The 17,017-nt window shown below is 69.6% G+C and carries 11 protein-coding genes; 5 read left to right on the top strand and 6 right to left on the bottom strand.

Going from position 1 to position 17,017, the window contains the following annotated elements; genetic code table 11:
* Positions 1-5 precede the first annotated feature (5 nt).
* Complete coding sequence (locus J2Z79_RS09755; RefSeq protein ID WP_209466685.1) at positions 6-2,333, bottom strand: glycoside hydrolase family 31 protein; 2,328 nt, start codon at positions 2,331-2,333, stop codon at positions 6-8.
* Between the two features lie 941 nt (positions 2,334-3,274).
* On the opposite strand from J2Z79_RS09755, the gene J2Z79_RS09750 reads away from it, so the two are divergent.
* Positions 3,275-4,285 (top strand): LacI family DNA-binding transcriptional regulator, encoded by a 1,011-nt coding sequence (locus J2Z79_RS09750; RefSeq protein WP_209466684.1) that lies wholly within the window; start codon positions 3,275-3,277, stop codon positions 4,283-4,285.
* A 418-nt stretch (positions 4,286-4,703) separates the two neighbouring features.
* On the opposite strand, the gene J2Z79_RS09745 is transcribed toward J2Z79_RS09750, so the two are convergent.
* Positions 4,704-4,883 (bottom strand): hypothetical protein, encoded by a 180-nt coding sequence (locus J2Z79_RS09745; RefSeq protein ID WP_209466683.1) that lies wholly within the window; start codon positions 4,881-4,883, stop codon positions 4,704-4,706.
* A 237-nt stretch (positions 4,884-5,120) separates the two neighbouring features.
* Between J2Z79_RS09745 and J2Z79_RS09740 the strand changes: the two genes are divergently transcribed.
* A complete protein-coding gene (locus J2Z79_RS09740) occupies positions 5,121-5,906 on the top strand; it encodes an arginase family protein (protein ID WP_209466682.1) in 786 nt (261 codons plus the stop codon).
* Positions 5,907-6,167: 261 nt separating this feature from the next.
* Here J2Z79_RS09740 and J2Z79_RS09735 read toward each other — a convergent pair whose 3' ends face one another.
* From J2Z79_RS09735 to J2Z79_RS09720, 4 genes are all read right to left on the bottom strand, one after another.
* Complete coding sequence (locus J2Z79_RS09735) at positions 6,168-8,573, bottom strand: S-layer homology domain-containing protein (protein ID WP_209466681.1); 2,406 nt, start codon at positions 8,571-8,573, stop codon at positions 6,168-6,170.
* A gap of 70 nt (positions 8,574-8,643) precedes the next feature.
* Positions 8,644-9,300 carry a hypothetical protein gene (locus J2Z79_RS09730; RefSeq protein ID WP_209466680.1) on the bottom strand — a complete coding sequence of 219 codons (657 nt, stop codon included), beginning with the start codon at positions 9,298-9,300 and terminating at the stop codon, positions 8,644-8,646.
* Positions 9,301-9,980: 680 nt separating this feature from the next.
* The gene (locus J2Z79_RS09725) at positions 9,981-11,423 is read right to left on the bottom strand and encodes a malic enzyme-like NAD(P)-binding protein (protein ID WP_209466679.1); all 1,443 of its coding nucleotides are present in this window, start codon (positions 11,421-11,423) and stop codon (positions 9,981-9,983) included.
* A 181-nt stretch (positions 11,424-11,604) separates the two neighbouring features.
* The gene (locus tag J2Z79_RS09720) at positions 11,605-12,504 is read right to left on the bottom strand and encodes a LysR family transcriptional regulator (RefSeq protein WP_209466678.1); all 900 of its coding nucleotides are present in this window, start codon (positions 12,502-12,504) and stop codon (positions 11,605-11,607) included.
* A 196-nt stretch (positions 12,505-12,700) separates the two neighbouring features.
* On the opposite strand from J2Z79_RS09720, the gene J2Z79_RS09715 reads away from it, so the two are divergent.
* The 3 genes from J2Z79_RS09715 to J2Z79_RS09705 all read left to right on the top strand — a co-directional run bounded on the left by J2Z79_RS09715 (position 12,701) and on the right by J2Z79_RS09705 (position 17,014).
* On the top strand, positions 12,701-14,530 hold the full coding sequence (locus tag J2Z79_RS09715; protein ID WP_209466677.1) for a 2-oxoacid:acceptor oxidoreductase subunit alpha: 1,830 nt from the start codon (positions 12,701-12,703) through the stop codon (positions 14,528-14,530).
* A gap of 5 nt (positions 14,531-14,535) precedes the next feature.
* Positions 14,536-15,405, top strand: coding sequence for a 2-oxoacid:ferredoxin oxidoreductase subunit beta (locus J2Z79_RS09710; RefSeq protein ID WP_209466676.1), 870 nt, complete (start codon positions 14,536-14,538; stop codon positions 15,403-15,405).
* A 952-nt stretch (positions 15,406-16,357) separates the two neighbouring features.
* Entirely contained in the window at positions 16,358-17,014 is a 657-nt protein-coding gene (locus J2Z79_RS09705) for a YcnI family copper-binding membrane protein (protein ID WP_209466675.1), read from the top strand.
* Positions 17,015-17,017 lie beyond the last annotated feature (3 nt).

Here is a 17,017-nt window from a genome sequence, read left to right as displayed (position 1 = left end):
GCGGATCAGCCCTCGACCCGGAAGGACAGTTCGCACGCATCCGTGGTCCCCTCGGTGAGGACCACCTCCGCGGCGCCATCGGCGGCCGTGCGGAAGGTGACAGGCCGGCCGTCCCGCTCGGCGACCACCACGCGGCCCGGGGCGAAGAACCGGACCACCAGCCGGTCCCGGGTGGGGCGGTAGCCGCCCTCCGGGGCGCCGATGCGCAGCCGTGTGCCGGAGAGCCGCACCGGGGTGATGGCGTACCCGCCGTCCCGGTAGGCGTAGCCCTCGCCCTCGTCCTCGTAGAGGTCCAGGGCGCCGTCGGCACCGGCGTAGACCTGCAGGGTCAGCTCCGCCGGTGCGGGCTGGTCGGTCCACTGCCGGACCGGTCCCATGGGGAGGATCGCCCCGGCCCGCACGTAGAGCGGCATCCGCTCCAGCGGGGCCTCGGCCACGATGCGGGCGGGACCCCTGTGCCGGGCGCCGGTCCAGAAGTCGACCCACTCCCCGGCCGGCAGGTAGACCATCCGGGCCGTGGCGCCGGGCTGGTAGACCGGGCAGACCAGGAGGTCCTCGCCGAGGAGGAACTGGTCGGAGAGGTTGGCGGTCTCCGGGTCGTCGGGGTACTCCAGGAGCAGCGGGCGCATCACCGGCAGCCCGGTCTGGCTGGACTTGTAGAACTCGTTGTACAGGAAGGGCAGCAGCCGGTAGCGCAGCTGGATGTACCGGCGGGCGATCTCCTCCACCTCCGGGCCGAAGGCCCAGGGCTCCTGGTCCACCGTGCCCATGGCGGCGTGGTTGCGGCAGAAGGGCAGGAAGGCGCCGAGCTGGACCCAGCGGGCGAAGAGCTCGCCGTCGCAGTCGCCCTGGAAGCCGCCGATGTCGGTGCCCACAAAGGGGACACCGGAGAGGCCCATCCCGAGCAGGATCGGGACGGTGGTGAGCAGGTGCTCCCACCAGCTGTGGTTGTCGCCCATCCAGACCGCCGCGTAGCGCTGGATGCCGGCGTAGCCGGACCGGGTGAGCAGGAAGGGCCGGCGGTCGGGCTGCAGGCGCCGGAGCCCCTCATGGGTGGCCTGGGCCATCAGCAAGCCGTAGGCGTTGTGCACCCGGTCGTGGCCGACCCTGGCCCCGTCCTCGCCCTGGACGGCCGTGGGGGGCAGGGTCTTGCGTTCGTTGAAGACGGCTGGCTCGTTCATGTCGTTCCAGATGCCGGCGATGCCCAGGTCGTTGACGAACTCCCGGTGCAGGTCGCCCCACCAGCGGCGGGTGGCGGCCCGGGTGAAGTCCGGGAAGGCCGAGCGGCCGGGCCAGACGTTGTCGATGCAGAGCTCGCCGTCGGCGTGGCAGATGAAGTGGTTCCCGGCCACGCCCTCCCGGAAGACGGGGTAGCGGGCGTCCACCTTCACGCCGGGGTCGACGATGGTGACGGTGCGGAAGCCCTGTTCCCTGAGGTCCGCCACCATCTGCTTCGGGTCGGGGAACCGCTCCCGGTCCCAGGTGAAGACGCGGTAGCCGTCCATGTAGTCGATGTCCAGCCAGACGGCGTCGCACGGGATCTCCCGGCGGCGCAGCTCCGCCGCCACCTCCCGGACCCGGGCCTCGGGGAAGTAGGTGTAGCGGCACTGGTGGTAGCCCAGCGCCCACAGGGGCGGCAGCTCCATCCGGCCGGTGAGCTCGGTGTAGCGGACCAGCACGTCCTTGATGGCCGGGCCGGCGAAGAGGTACGCGTCGAGGTAGTCGTCGTCGGCCAGGATGCGGAGGCGGTCCGCCCGCTCCTTCGCCACGTCGTAGCGCACCCGGGCGGTGCTGTCCACGAAGAGGCCGTGGGCCCGGCTGCCCTGCATGGCAATATGGAAGGGAATCGCCTGGTAGAGCACGTCGTGGTCGGGCGTATGCAGCGACTCGTCGGTGGCCCAGTGCGTCATCGCCCGGCCGCGCCGGTCCAGGAAGCCCGGCTTCTGGCCGAAGCCGTAGTAACGGACCTCGGGCGGCGCGGCCTGCTCCCAGGCCACGGCACCCTCGCCCCAGGCGAGGCTCGCCTCGCCCGCCAGGAGCCGGCCGTCACGGTCGTAGAAGCGCAGGCGGACGGGGTCGCGGCCGACCTCCACGGTCATGGCGGGGGTGGCGAGGCGCAGGGCCTCCTCCCCTTCGTCCAGCCGCACCTGGACGTCGTCCCACTGCCGGGGCAGCACCGCCACCGACGGCCGCATCTGCCTGCCCTCGGGGAGCAGCGTGATCCGCAGCAGGTCGGGGGCGAGGAAGCGCAGGCTCAGCTGCGCACCCGCCGTCCGGAGCGTGAGGGTACCGGCCGCAAAGTCGTAGTCGAGCAGGGAGCCGACTGGCAGCACGTCGAGCACCTCCGAGCTGTAGTCAGATACCGGTCCGCCAGCCGTGCAAGCGTTTGCATGATTGGCGTGAAATAACGGCCGCTGCGCCCCAAACCGGGGAATGCGGCGTCTGTGCAATCGTTTGAACAACCTATTCGTCTTCCCCCGGACCGACTCCTGCTGGTCAGGCTTGAGAACATGAAAATAATACTTCGTGGTAAGGATATAGTCCGAATGCGCAGGGTATTCCGTGCCGAACGATCGAGTACGCATCACGCCCCGGGCCGAAGCAGCCAGAAGCGCTCGGGCCTTGTGCCGCAAGACGTCCAGGCGCCCGAACCCTGTGCCACAAGACGTCCAGGCGCCTGGACCTTGTGCCGCCAGGTGTCCAGGCGCCTTGGCGGGATAGCGGGCACCCACCGTGGAGGATCACGCCGGCGAGTGTGACGAGCGAGCATCGGGCCGGCAACGCTTGTGCCAGCTGAGGGCAGCGAGCCGGAAGCCCCTGCAGGCTGACACTCTCGTCGGCAGAGCACACCGAGCCGGAAACCCCTGCAGACGGAACGCCCGTGGCGTCATAGCGCAGCGAGCCGGAAGCCCTTTCAGGCCGACGCCCGTGCCGTCATAGCGCAACGAGCCGGAAACCCCTGCAGACCGAACGCCCGTGGCGTCATAGCGCAGCGAGCCGGAGGCCCTTTCAGGCCGACGCCCGTGCCGTCATAGCGCAACGAGCCGGAAACCCCTGCCGGCCGGCGCCCGTGCCGACAGCGCGCAGCGGCCAGGCGGCGCCGACACGCTGCGGCGGTCGCACCGACATTTGTCGCAATACTCCGCAGTCCCCTTGGGCGGCAGGAGAATGGCGGGATGTGGTGAACTGAAAGGGTTAACGCAAACGTTTGCAGGACCGGCGACGCAGGCGCCGCGCCACCGGTTGGCCTGCGCGATGCGAGGAGGTGTCGGCTATGGCCAACATCAAGGACGTGGCCCGTCTTGCGGGGGTCTCCCCCTCCACCGTCTCGCGGGTGGTCGCCGGCTCCAGCCGCATCAGCCCCGAGACCCAGGCCCGGGTCCGCGAGGCGATGAAGGTGCTGAACTACTACCCGAACGCCAATGCCCGGAGCCTGGTACGCAGGGCCACCAACGCCGTGGGCGTGATCATCGCCCGGCCCGCGGAGCAGGCCTTCGCCAACCCCTTCTTCCCGGAGGTCCTCCGGGGCATCGGCGCCGAACTGCACCGGCACGGCTACGACCTCGTCCTGACCATGACCACCACGCCCGAGGAGGAGCATGCCGCGTGCCTCCGCCTGCTGAAGCAGCGGCGGGTCGACGGTGTGATCCTGACCTCCTCCCGCGTGCACGATGCGCTGCTGGAGGAGCTGGTGGCCGGCGAGTACCCCTTCGTCCTGATCGGCCGGGCCGGCGAGGGACAGCCGGTGAGCTGGGTCAACAACGACAACGTGGCCGTCGGCGAGATGGCGGTGGAGCACCTGGTGGGCCGGGGGCACCAGCGGATCGCCCTGATCAACGGGCCCGAGGAGCTCACCGTCTCGCTGGACCGCCGCCAGGGATTCCGCCAGGCCATGGCCCGCTACAAGCTGGACCTGCCGTCGGAGTACGAGGTGGAGGGCGAGTTCACCAAGGACGGCGGCTACCGGGCGATGGTCAGGCTGCTGACCCTTCCCCAACCGCCGACCGCCGTCTTCTGCGCCGACGACGCCATGGCGGTCGGGGCCCTGATGGTGCTGAAGGAGCGGGGCCTGACGCGGCAGGTCGCGCTGATCGGCGTCAACGACGACCCCCTCACGGCGCTCCTGGACCCGCCGCTTTCCACGGTGCGCATCCCCGTCTTCGACCTGGGCAGCACCGCAGCCCGGCTGCTGCTGGACGGCCTCCAGCACGGGGTGACGGGCCCCCGGCAGGTAGTCCTGCCGAGCCAGCTGGTGGTGCGGGAGTCCACGAACTGGACGCTGTGAGTGGCGGTGAGCGGTGGGACAAGCCCACCGCTCACGCCGCGCCGTGGGGGATGTGGTGCCGGCGGGTCGTTCTGCTGCCGTTCGGCGGCCGGGTTCAGGCTATGCGAGGCTTACGCGGGGCCGCTCCGCCACCGTTCTGAGGGTGGGCGAGGAGAGTACCAGTCGTCAGCCCAAGATAGGGGGAAACGGGAACTGCATTTTTCACGAGATACAGGGAAATTCTCCCCATATTTCCGGTGAGGAGGCCGCCGGCAGCCATGAAGCTGGGGGGCGGGGACCCGCGGCCCGGGTAAACCGGGGGGGAGACCCGCTTGAAATACTCCCCCGGGGTATGGGCAGCTCGAGATAGGGTGCCAGGTTCCCTGTAATCGGTGAAAAATAGGGTTCCAAGTTCCCCCTATTTCGCGACGGTGCGGGGTCAACGCACGTGACGCAGCGCCGCGTCTTGCAGCAGGCACCTCAACAGGCAGCAGACGATGCGGTGATCGGGAATGCCCGATGCACGGGAGAAGTCGTCGCCGGAGAGGCAGTCATCCGACAAGGCGGCGCCGAGCGAGCCGCGCGAGTTGAACCCGAAAGCCGCCGCCAGGCCCTCCATTCGGCGGTACTCGGCGGAGGACGCGGAGCTAGTTTCGGCCGAAGTCGGTGATGGCCGGGAGGGCCGGCGAGCCCACGGCTCATAAGGCAGGGCGGCGAAGGCACAAGAGGAAACCCAGCCTCGTCGGCTGGGTTACGTCACGTCCATCTGTCCCTGCCGCAGCACCGGTGCAGGGCGCAATCACATCCGCTCCGGTTGCCAGGGTCTGCTACAATGAAAACCGAGGTGACAACACGAATGGACAGGCCATTCCTGGTGCTCAACCTCGACGACACCCTGACCTGGCAGCCGAACCTCCTGGCGGCCACCCACACGTGGATCGACCTCCGGCACCTGGAGGGGAAGAAGGCCTGCGCCACGCCCGAGGCCCTGTCGGCCCTCGCGGCGGCCCTCCAGCCCTACCATGACGTCCCCCTCTGCTTCTGGGGCGCCGGCGAGTACCACTACGTCACCCTGCTCCGGCTGAGGACCCTGCGCCAACCGGTGACGCTCGTGCTCTTCGACCACCACCACGACTCGGCGCCGGTGCAGCGCGGCGTCGTCACCTGCGGCGACTGGGTCCGCCACGCCCTGGACCTGCCCTGGGTCCGGCGGGTCGTCTGGGTGGGCGGCCGGAACCCCGAGCTCCAGCTCTACCTCCCCCACCCCCGCCTCGTGCGGGTGACCGACCCGACCCCTCCCGAGCCGTTCACCGAGTGGGCCCGGCAGACGCTGCCCACGGGGGACATCTACATCTCCGTCGACAAGGACGTCCTCGCGCCGGAGGACGGCGCCACCAACTGGGGTGACGGCGATCTGCGGCTCGCCGACCTGCTCCGCTGGATCAGCCTGCTGGGCCGCCACTGCCGCGTCATCGGGGCGGACGTCTGCGGCGAGTGGAGCCTCGCCCCCGCACAGGTCGTGCCCAGCCTGCAGGACCAGCGGGCGATCCGGCGGAACGAGCGGGCCAACATCGCCATCCGTGACGCCCTGGCCGCGGTCCTACGCGGCCCTCGCCCCGCCACCACGGGACGGACAGGCTAGAGGCCGCCCGCAAGCTGCAACGGCTAATGCCCACCGCCCGCGGGACGCTTCGGCTAGTACCCACCGCCCGCGGGACGCTTCGGCTAGAGCCCACCACCCGCACGCCGTAACGGCCAGAGCACGCCGCTCCCGGGGACGCACCGGCGTGAGCGCGCCGCCCGCGGGACGCATCGGCTAGAGCCCACCACCCGCACGCCGTAGCGGCCAGGCCCCGCCGCCCCCGGGACGCAACAGCTAGAGCCCGCCTGCGGGACGCATCGGCTAACCACCTTCGCCCAGCGCCCGCACCAGCATCGCCGCCGCCTCGGCCCGGGTTGCGGTCCGGTCCGGACGGAAGGTATAGGCGCCCCCCGCCTCGGCGTACCCCGCAATCAGACCCGATCGGATGGCCTCGGCCACGTGCCGGGGCCTCTGCCATTGGCCGGCGTCGGTGAAGCGGCGGCCCTCGATCACCGCCACGCCGTCGGACGTCTGCAGCGGCGTCGCCAGCGCACGCTCCTCCAGGCCCAGCGCCCGCACCAGCATCACGGCGATCTCCTCCCGCAGGATCGCCCGGTCCGGGTCGAAGCGGCCGCCGGGGTAGTCCTCAGGCCGGACGATCCCTGCCGTCACGGCCGCGCCCAGGTAGCCCCCCGTGGCCACCCAGTGGCCGGCGGTGTCGGCGAACGCCGCCCCCTGTCCCTGTGCGCCCGTCCCCTGGAGGCCCAGGGCCGAGACGAGCATGCGCACGAAGGCGGCCCGGGAGAGCGTCGCGTCGGGGCGGAAGGTGCCGTCGCCGTAGCCCGAGACGACACCGTCCTCCAGCAGGCGGGCGATGACGGCCTCAGCCCAGTGTCCGTCCACGTCGTACTGGCCGCCCACCGGTCGCACCAGGTGGTACTGGCCGCCCACCTGCCGGAGCTCGGCCCCGATCAGGGCCGCGGCGAAGGATGCATCGACGTAGATCTGCCCCAGCCGCTCCTGCACCGGCAGCGCCAGACGGACGGGCCTGCCGCCGACGCTGGCGATCACCCGGCCCAGGGTGTACTCGCCCAGGGCCGACGGAACGTCCTGCCGCCACCACGTCCGGCCGATGGCCGTCACCTGTTCGGGCTCCAGTCCCCACCGCAGCAGCGCCGACCCGGGCACGAGCACGGCCCCGCCGCCGTGGACCAGCGCCGGCTGGCCCTGAGGCTGCCCCCGCACGACCAGGGGAACCTGGCGGAAGGCCTGGGCCGGGGAGGGCGAGAGCGGTTCGGCGCCGGTGAGGAACTCCGGCCAGGTCACCTCGTGGCCGCCGGGGGTGACGAGCAGCAGGTCGGCCGGGCCGCCCGGGTACCCCTGGGGCAGCTGGAAGCGCAGGCTGGACGCCGACTCCCGCACCAGCCCTGCAACGGGCAGCCCGCCCAGGTAGACCTGAACCCCGACGGGGAAGGCGTGCCCCTCCAGCCGGATGTGCGCCACGCTGCCGTCGGCCTGGTACGTGATCACCCGCCGTGAAACCACCGGATGGGCCTCGGCGGCCGTGCGGAAGGTCCAGGAGTAGTCAAAGGGCTGGCGGCCGCTGCCCAGGTCCACTTCGCCGGCCATGGCCACCGTGTACTGCGCCCCCGGGCGCAGGGGCGCCGTCGGGATGAGCGCGACGGTATCCTCCAGGTTGGGGTCCCGCTCCGGGTCGTAGGGCAGTACGGTCACGGGGCCGTCGGGCCCCGTGAGGCTCCAGCGGGTGAGGCGCAGCTGCTCGGGCCGGGCGCCGAACGTGAGGGTGATCGGGTACCCGACCGGTCCCGAGAGGCCCGTGCCGGCGAGCGGGTCCGGCGTCTCCAGCCCGTCCCAGAGCGGCGGCACGCCGGTCTGCCCGGGCGCCGGCCAGCGCACCGTCTGGTCCGCGCTCGTGTACGGCCCCAGCACGGCGACGTTCACCGTGAGCCCGTCGTCGCCGGCCAGCCCGTAGCCCATCTCCCGCATGCCCGGATGGAGGAGCGGGACGCGGTGGTAGAGGGTGTCGATCCAGCCCGCGACCGCCTCCTCCGCCCGCTCCTTGAAGTTGATCACCTCGGCGGTCCCGCCGTCGTAGGCGTAGTAGCGGGCGCGCCCTGCCGCGCTCTCGGCGACGAAGCCCGGGGTGGACGGCGTTTGCCGGTGGGCGTCGACGGTCACCTGGTCCGGGTTGGCCACCAGGTACGAGGCCTGGAGGGCGGCCGCCGCTGAGAGGCGCGCGTCGAGGACGACCGGGGAGACCCCGGCCGTGAGGCGGTACCGGTTCACCGCAGCCAGGGCCGCCGCCCCCTCCGCGCCTGCAGGCGGAAGGACGGCGGGGGCATCGGCGGTCACCGTGATGGTGAACTCGGAGGTCACCGGCGCGTACACGTAGCCCTCCCGGCCCGGCACCACCCGGACGGTCAGGCGCACGTGGTGGGCCCCCGGCTCCAGCGGACCGGGGGGGTCGTAGTAGACCAGGCCCGTGTCGTCCCAGGCGGGGGTGACGGGACGCCCGTCCAGCCACATCTCGGCGGCGACGATGCGGTCGCCGGGCTCCAGGTTGAACCGCTGGACGATGCGGGGACGCGCCCACCCCACGGTTCCCTGGGGCACGGGCGCGAAATAAGTGAAGGCGAACGCCGCCTCCACCCACAGCAGGACAAGGGCCACGGCCAGCAACATGACGCGACCGAAGCGCCGCCGCACCGTGACCACCTCCCGTCTAGTCAGACGGAGCGGAGGGCGGACGAGTTGCGGGCTGCGGGGATGCCCCCCTTCATCGCAGGCTCAGTTGCTGGTGGAACACATCCTGCCCTCGCCCGTCCAGTGCGACCACGGTCACTTCATGGGGAGGGCCATAGTCGATGATCCCCTGGTAGACGATCAGCCAGGTGCCGCCCGCACCCACATCCCGCTGGATGATTGGCGAGCCCGGGAACACGATCCGGATGGACTCGATGCGTGCGTCATTTGCCTTGCCGTAGAAGGTCCACAAGGGGACTCGGCGCTCGTCCTCCACCACGTCGTTCAGCAAGGTTGCGGTGGCGTAGAGCGGCCGTTCCTCACCCGTGACCAGGTGTGACACCACGCCGGCCGCCTTCCAGCCCTCGGCCTCGGAGCCGAGAAAGGCCTGTGCGGTGAGTCGTCCGGGCTCTGACTCCCACAGCAGAACACGCCCGCCCGAGAACGGACGGTCCCCGACCGCTCCCCCCTCGAACGCGACCCAGTTCAGCACCTGGGCGTCGGCGGGTCCGGGGTCCTTCGCCCGCTCGCCGGAGGCCCGACCACCGGTGCTCACCTGCGCGACCTCAAGTTCATACGGCTTCGGCTCCCCCGGCAGGTCCCCGGCCAGGTGGTCGGGACTGGCCGGCCGTGTGCATCCAACCGTGACGATCAGGATCCAAAGGGCCGCGGTGCGCCTGATACCTGACATGACCTCTCCCCCACTGACCGGAAGGTGCCGCCAGCCAGCTGCCTCCGCCGGCTGCCTCCTGCCAGCTGCTTCCCGCCGAGTGCCTTCTGCCGGCTGTCTCCCGCTGGCAGCCTTCCGCTGGCTGTCTCCCGCTGGCTGTCTTCCGCTGGCAGCCTTCCTCTGGCAGCCTTCTGCTGGCTGTCTCCCGCTGGCAGCCTTCCGCTGGCTGTCTTCCGCTGGCTGCCTCCCGCTGGATGTCTCCCGCCGGCTGTCTCCCGCTGGATGTCTCCCGCTGGCAGCCTTCCGCTGGCTGTCTTCCGCTGGCTGCCTTCCGCTGGCTGTCTCCCGCCGGCTGTCTCCCGCTGGCAGCCTTCCGCTGGCTGTCTCCCGCTGGATGTCTCCCGCTGGCTGCCTCCCGCCGGGCAGCCCCCGCCGCTGCTGTTGCACGGCGAGCACGGACGACCGCCGGACGGAACCGCCAGGGGGGCACTTCATCCCCGGCGCAAGCAGTAGCGAGACTATTCTATCACAAATGAGGGGCGCGGCTCCCGCGCAGTTCAACGGCCAAGCGTGCGGCCCCCCCTTCTCCCCGCAAGCAGGGCCAAGCCTCCATAGCAAAAGCCATCGAGGACCCGAGGAGTGCTGCTCCTCGGCCTCGATGGCTTCCTGCCGGTGCTCAGTGAGGGACAGGGCGTCCTCGCCTAGTCGTCGCCGCCCCGGGTCTGCGTGGGCTGGGGCTGCCGCTCCCGCCGGGCGACACCGCTCTCGTACGCCGCCGCCTCCACCGCCTGGGCGACCATCTCGGCCACCCGCTTGTTGAAGACCGACGGGATGATGTACTCGGCGTGCAGCTCCTCGTCCGAGACCACCGCGGCGATGGCCCGGGCGGCGGCCAGCTTCATCGCGTCGTTGATCTGCCGTGCACGGCAGTTCAGGGCGCCGCGGAAGAGGCCGGGGAAACAGAGCAGGTTGTTGACCTGGTTCGGGTAGTCGGACCGGCCGGTGGCCATCACCGCCACGTACGGCTCGGCCTCCTCCGGGTCGATCTCCGGCGTGGGGTTGGCCATGGCGAAGACGATCGGGTCCTTGGCCATCCTCTTCACGTGTTCGATCTTCAGCGCACCGGGGCCGGAGACGCCGATGAAGGCGTCGGCGCCCTCGATGGCCTCCGCCATGCCGCCGTGCCGGTTCTCGGGGTTGGTGTTCTCGGCGTACCACTGCCACATCGGGTTGCTCGGGTACTTCTTGCCCCGCTCGATGATGCCCTCCCGGTCGACGCCGATGATGTTCTTGATGCCGGCCAGCATCAGCATCTTCGTGATGGCGATGCCCGCGGCGCCGATGCCGCAGACGACGACCTTCAGGTCGGAGAGCTCCTTGCCCACCACCCGGGCGGCGTTCATCAGGCCGGCCAGCACCACGACGGCGGTGCCGTGCTGGTCGTCGTGGAAGACGGGGATGTCCAGCTCCTCCTGCAGCCGCCGCTCGATCTCGAAACAGCGCGGCGAGGAGATGTCCTCGAGGTTGATGCCGCCGAAGGTCGGCGCGAGGGCCTTGACGATGCGGACGATCTCGTCCGGATCCTTGGTGTCGAGGCAGATCGGGAAGGCGTCCACGTCGGCGAACTGCTTGAACAGCATCGCCTTGCCCTCCATCACCGGCATCGCCGCGGCCGGGCCGATGTCGCCCAGGCCGAGCACGGCGGTGCCGTCGGTGACCACGGCCACCGTGTTCCGCTTGATCGTAAGCGTAAAGGCCTTGTTCGGATCCTCGGCGATGGCCCGGCAGACGTCCGCCACGCCGGGCGTGTAGACCACCGAGAGGTCGTCGCGGGTCTTCACCTGCACCCGCGGCGTCACCTCGATCTTGCCGCCGAGGTGGGCCAGGAAGATGCGGTCCGAGACGTTTACCAGCTTCACACCGGGCAGGGCGGTGACCGCCTGGATGACCCGGTCGCCGTGGGCCCTGTTCTCCACCCCGATCGTGATGTCGCGGATCACGACGTCGCGACGGGACTGGATCAGGTCCACGGCCAGGATGTCCCCACCTGTGGCGCCGATCGCAGTGGCGATGTACGAGAAAATGGACCCGGTATTCTGGATCTCGAGGCGCAGTATCAACCGCATGTTACCCAGTCGATGCATAGCCACAGGTCCTCCTCGTAGGGGCTCGTGATGGGCCCGAACCGGTTATACCTGAATCTAGTATAGCACTACCTTATCCGGCGGGAGTACGTAAGCTGTAATTAGCACAAACGCGTTCAGGCAAGTGCGACTTAGGACTAGGTACTAGTAATTAGGCATAATGCGGCGAAATCCTTCCTGTTTACCCCTTTTTGCCAAAGTGGGCGATGATCATCTGGTACAGGTGCTCGGCGGCCGGGTTCCAGTCCAGGTTGGGGTGGCGCAGGGCGAGGCAGGTGGTCCGGGCCATAGGCGGCATGCCCTCCACCTCTACCCTGACCAGGCTGCCCAGGGCCAGTTCCCGCTCCACCGCCGACGCCGGCACCAGCGCGCAGCCGAAGCCCGCCTCCACCATCAGGGTGACGGCCTCGTGGGAGTCGAACTCCATCGTGACGTTGGGGTAGACCCCGTGCTGCTCCAGCATCGCGTCCACGAAGGTGCGGAAGCGGGACGGGGCCTGGAACGAGATGAGATCGATCTCGCCCAGCATCGCCAGGGGGAGCGGGTCGGGCAGCTCCGCCCGCCGATCCGGGGAGCAGACCAGCACGACGGGGTCGTCCATCAGCGGGATGGTGCGCAGCCTCGGGTGCGAGACCGGGGTGGGCAGGATGGCCAGCTCGATCTCGCCCTCCAGGAGGCGGTTGATGGTCTCCTGGGTGCGCCCGGCCTTCACCTGGACCTGCACCCGGGGGAACCGCTCCTTGTAGGCGGCGAGGATGGGGGGCAGGAGCCGGAGGCCGACGGTGGTGACGGTGCCGATGGCCACGCGGCCCCGGTCGGGGTGGGCCAGGTCCGCCACCTCCTCCTTCAGCGCTGACACCGCCTGCGCGATGCGGCGGGCGCGCTGGTAGACCAGCTCGCCGGCGGGCGTCACGTGCAGCTGCCTGCTGGCCCGGTCCAGCAGGGGCGTGCCCAGCTCGGCTTCCAGCGCTGCGATCTGCCGGGTCACGGCCGGCTGGCTCAGGCCCACCAGCGCCCCGGCCCGGGCGAATCCGCCCGTCTCCACAACACGGCAGAAGGTTATCAAGTGCTGAAGTAACACCGGGCTGGCCTCCTTGTACTACCCGGCACATGATGCACCGGGAGTATTTGCGGTATGTCAACTATGCATGTTCATCATACCCTAATAGGCCGTATAGTTGGTAGTGGATAGCAAGCGCGCACATGGGGACGCAGCTGACTTCGCGGGCGGGTGCAGAGCCTCGTTCCGCGGCACCAGATCTGAGGAGGGGACCATATTGCTTAAGGAGGTTTGCTGGCAGATCGGCGGCGAGCAGGGCTCCGGCCTTGACTCCACGGCCGAGGTGTTCAACACCGTCGCCAGCCGCGCGGGCTACTACGTGTACGCCTACAAGACGTTCGCCTCCCGCATCAAGGGCGGACACACCGACTTCACAACCCGCATTTCCGTCGAACGGGTCCTGGCGCCGGCGGCTGGGGTCAACCTGCTGGTGGTGCTGGACCAGGAGTCCATCAACCTCTGTGCCAGGAACGTGTACCCCGGTGCCATCGTGCTGGCGGACGAGGCCTTCGACCCGCAGCTGCCGGAAGGGCTGGACGCGAAGCTGCTCACCATGCCCTTCAACAAGATGGCCCTGGCGCTGGGCAACACCCTGATGAAGAACAACATCGTCCTCGGCGCCTCGGCCGCGTTCCTCGGCCTGCCGCTGGAGCACTTCAAGAAGTACGCCGTGCGCCGCTGGGGCAACAAGGGCGAGGACTTCGTGGCCCTGATCCACACCGCAATGGAGCAGGGCTATAACCACGTCGTCGAGAACTGGCCCGACCTGCGCCTGGAGCTGGCGCAGCCCGACGGGCAGGAGCGCCTGCTGATGACCGGCAACGACGCGGCCGCCCTCGGTGCGCTCGCCGGCGGCTGCCGCCTGATGTTCTCCTACCCCATCACCCCCGCCTCCGAGATCGCCGAGAACCTGGTGAAGGCCTTCCCCAAGGTGGGGGGCATTGCGGTGCAGATGGAGGACGAGCTCGGCTCGATCGTGGCCTGCGTCGGCGCCGGCTTCGGCGGTGCGCGGGCGATGACCGCGACCTCCGGCCCCGGCATCTCGCTGATGCAGGAGGCCATCGGCCTCGCCTCGATGACCGAGACGCCGGTGGTGGTGGTGAACACGCAGCGGGGCGGCCCCTCGACGGGCATGCCCACCAAGCAGGAGCAGTCCGACCTGCTCGCGATGGCCTACGGCGGCCACGGCGACGGCCCGCGCATCGTCCTGGCGCCGGGCTCCGTGGAGGAGCTCATCCCGCTGACCGCCGAGGCATTCAACCTGGCCGACAACTACCACTGCCCGGTGCTGATCGCCTCCGACCTGGCGCTGGCCCTGTTCCAGCAGACCGTGGAGCCTGACGCGGCCGACCTCGCCAACCTGCCGAAGATCGACCGCGGGCCCATCGCCGATCCGGAGCAGCTGGCGGCGCTGGGGCGCGACATCTTCGAGCGGTACAGCAAGCAGGTCAATGAGAACGGCGTCTCCGCCCGCTCGCTGCCGGGCATGAAGAACGGCCAGTTCCTGGCCACCGGCGCCGAGCACGGCCCGATGGGCAAGGTGACGGAGAACCCCGCCAACCGCGTCTATATGATGAACCGCCGCCTGCGGCGCATTACGAAGGTCAACACCGAGGCGGTGCGCTACTTCGGCAGCCCCAACGCCGACCTGGTGCTGCTGGCCTTCGGCACGACGCTGGGCGCCGCGAAGGAGGCGCAGCCCATCATCGAGCAGATGACGGGCAAGAAGGTCGGCGTGCTGCAGATCCGCCTGATCTACCCGGTGCCCACCGCTGAGATCGCCCGCTACGTGGGCGACGGCAAGGCGCTGGTGGTCGAGTCCAACGCCACGGGCCAGTTCGCCTTCATGCTGAAGGGCACGGGCTACGACGCCTCCAAGGTGGCGAGCCTGCTCCGGTACGACGGCAACCTGTTCACCGTCAAGGACATCGTCGACGGCGCCCGCGCGGTGCTCGCCGGCGAGGCGCAGTACCTGGTCACCGGCGGCGGCCAGGGCGTGCGGCCGACCGACGACCCGACGATCGCGCTGGCAGCGAAGGAGGCGTAGGCGAGATGGCAGTTACCATGGCGGATTTCCGGACTTCGGAGAAGTCCTGGTGGTGCCCGGGCTGCGGCGACTTCGGCGTGCTGGCGGCCCTGCAGAAGGCGCTGGTTGAGCTGGGGATCGAGCCGGAGAAGGTGGCCGTGGTCTCGGGCATCGGCTGCTCCGGCAAGATCGGCAACTATATCAACTCCTACAACCTGCACACCGTCCACGGGCGGGCGCTGGCGGCGGCCCAGGGGCTGAAGCTGGCCAACCGGGAGCTGACGGTGATCGCGGCCGGCGGTGACGGCGACGGCTTCGCCATCGGCATGGGGCACTACATGCACGCCCTGCGGCGCAACGTGGACATCACCTATATCGTGATGGACAACATGATCTACGGCCTCACCAAGGGCCAGACCTCGCCCACCTCGGAGCACGGCTTCCAGACGAAGTCGACGCCGGCGGGCAACGTGGAGCGGACGGTGAATCAGCTGCAGCTGGCCATCGCCTCGGGCTGCGGCTTCGTGGCCAACGGCTTCTCGGCCAACCAGAAGCAGCTGGTGGAGATCATCAAGCGGGCGATCCAGCACCCGGGCTTCGCACTGGTGAATACGTATTCGCCGTGCGTTACGTTCAACAAGCAGAACACCTTCGACTTCTTCAAGCAGCACCTGACCAACCTGGACGAGGACCCGACCTACGACCGGCACGACCGCTTCGCGGCGATGAAGAAGCTGATGGAGACGGAGGAGCTGGTGACGGGCATCGTCTACGAGGACCCGAACTCGGTCCGGTACGAGGACCGCGTGGCCGGCTACCCGGCCGAGGGCATCGTCAACCGGGACTGGTCGGTGGACCCGGCGGTCTGGCAGAAGCTCGTGGATCAGTACAAGTAGTGCTCGGAAGCCCGGCGGCGCAGCCCGCCGGGCTTTGCGCGTGGTCGACCCCGGTTTGATTGCGGTGCCTGCGAGCCCGGCTGTCGCGTCCCCCTTTCGGGGGCTCGCCGCCGGGCTCCGACTAGCGATTTCTAGTCTAGGCAATAATGGAAGCGGGCACCTTGCGGTGCCCGGGAGCCCGGCTGTCGCGTCCCCGTTCAAGACTTGGCGGCAGCCAGCAAGAAATCGCATAGCCTACCGCTTGTCTTTAGCGGCTGAAGCAACCGTGCTGAGCACGATCAGCACGAGCAAGGCGACGGCTATCGTGTCGCCCTGTTATGGTGAGACTCACCATATTGCCCCCTCCTTTCGGGGGCTCGCCGCCGGGCTCCGAATTGTTATTCTGTTCCACTGTACCCATATCCTGCTTTCCCTAGGTCGGTGGCCATGGTTTTCTGTTGCACGGACCTCCCGTATGAGCACTGCAGCTCTGTGCGCACTATGCCGATCATGAAGGTTGATAGTCGGCTCCGGTCCGGTTTGACGAAAGCTGGTCTGGGCAATAATGGAACCAGGCACCCCGCGGTGCCCGGGAGCCCGGCCGTCGATTCCCCTTACAGACGTGGCGGCAGCCAACCGGAATTCGGCTCGCGTACTGCTTGACCATACTGCCCCTCCTTTCGGGGGTTCGCCGCCGGGCTCCAGGTTCAGCATAGAACGCCACGACCACCACTCCGCTGGGGCTGGTGGTCGTGGTGTTCTGCTGCACTGCGGTGCCCGGCGGTGTGCGCGCCGGAGCACCGCGGCAGGCGGCGGCCGCCTTCGGCGATTCGCCGTGCTCGCTGTCGCCGCCGAGCGCCTGGCCTTCGACATCGGGCATGCTACCTAACGGGCTCAGGTCGTCGCCCCAGTGACGCGCGGGCCAGACTGTGGTAATTCACACCACAGATAGGTAACAAGGGGGATCTATATGTTGAAGAAAGCTGTTGCTGCGGGCATCGTCGCGGCCCTCTCCCTCTTCTTCGTGCCCGGGCTGGCCGGCGCCCACGCCACCGTGCAGCCCAGGGTCGTGACCGCCGGCAGCTACGAGGTGTTCGTGCTCCGGGTGCCCAACGAGAAGGAGGTCCCCACCGTCGAGGTCAGGGTGGAGGTGCCCGAGGGGTTCGCCGTCTCCCGGGTCAAGCCGGTGCCCGGCTGGAACTATGAGTTCACCCGGGGCGCCGACGGCAGGACCGTGACCGCGATCACCTGGTCGGGCGGCAAGATCCTGGACGGCGAGTTCCAGGACTTCGAGTTCCAGGGCAAGACCCACGCCACCCCCGGCCGGTACGCCTGGCGGGTCTACCAGACCTACGAGGGCGGCGAGGTGGTCGCCTGGGCGGGCGCCTCGGACTCCAACACCCCCGCCTCCTTCATGGAGGTGAGGGCCGGCGAGGCCGTGACAGACGCCCACGGCCAGGAGCAGGCGCCGCCTGCGCCCACGGCGCCCGCTCCGGCTCCCGCTCCTGCCGCTGATCCCGCTGCCGCCCAGGCGCCCGCCGCGGCCGCCAGCCCGCTCACCACCGGTGCCGCTTACGGCGGGCTGGTCCTGGGCGCAGCCGCCCTGGTCCTCTCCCTCCGCAGGAGGTAGGGA

Origin of the sequence: Symbiobacterium terraclitae (genome assembly GCF_017874315.1) — a bacterium.
In the GTDB taxonomy this organism is placed as follows: domain Bacteria; phylum Bacillota; class Sulfobacillia; order Symbiobacteriales; family Symbiobacteriaceae; genus Symbiobacterium; species Symbiobacterium terraclitae.
This window is presented reverse-complemented; position numbering and strand designations above follow the sequence as displayed.

What these genes read in the sequence shown, in the direction of transcription:
- J2Z79_RS09750 (WP_209466684.1), top strand. Translation starts at nt 3,275, where the DNA reads ATGGCCAACATCAAGGACGTGGCCCGTCTTGCGGGGGTCTCCCCCTCC.
- J2Z79_RS09745 (WP_209466683.1), bottom strand. Translation starts at nt 4,883, where the DNA reads ATGGAGGGCCTGGCGGCGGCTTTCGGGTTCAACTCGCGCGGCTCGCTC.
- J2Z79_RS09740 (WP_209466682.1), top strand. Translation starts at nt 5,121, where the DNA reads ATGGACAGGCCATTCCTGGTGCTCAACCTCGACGACACCCTGACCTGG.
- J2Z79_RS09730 (WP_209466680.1), bottom strand. Translation starts at nt 9,300, where the DNA reads ATGTCAGGTATCAGGCGCACCGCGGCCCTTTGGATCCTGATCGTCACG.
- J2Z79_RS09725 (WP_209466679.1), bottom strand. Translation starts at nt 11,423, where the DNA reads ATGCATCGACTGGGTAACATGCGGTTGATACTGCGCCTCGAGATCCAG.
- J2Z79_RS09710 (WP_209466676.1), top strand. Translation starts at nt 14,536, where the DNA reads ATGGCAGTTACCATGGCGGATTTCCGGACTTCGGAGAAGTCCTGGTGG.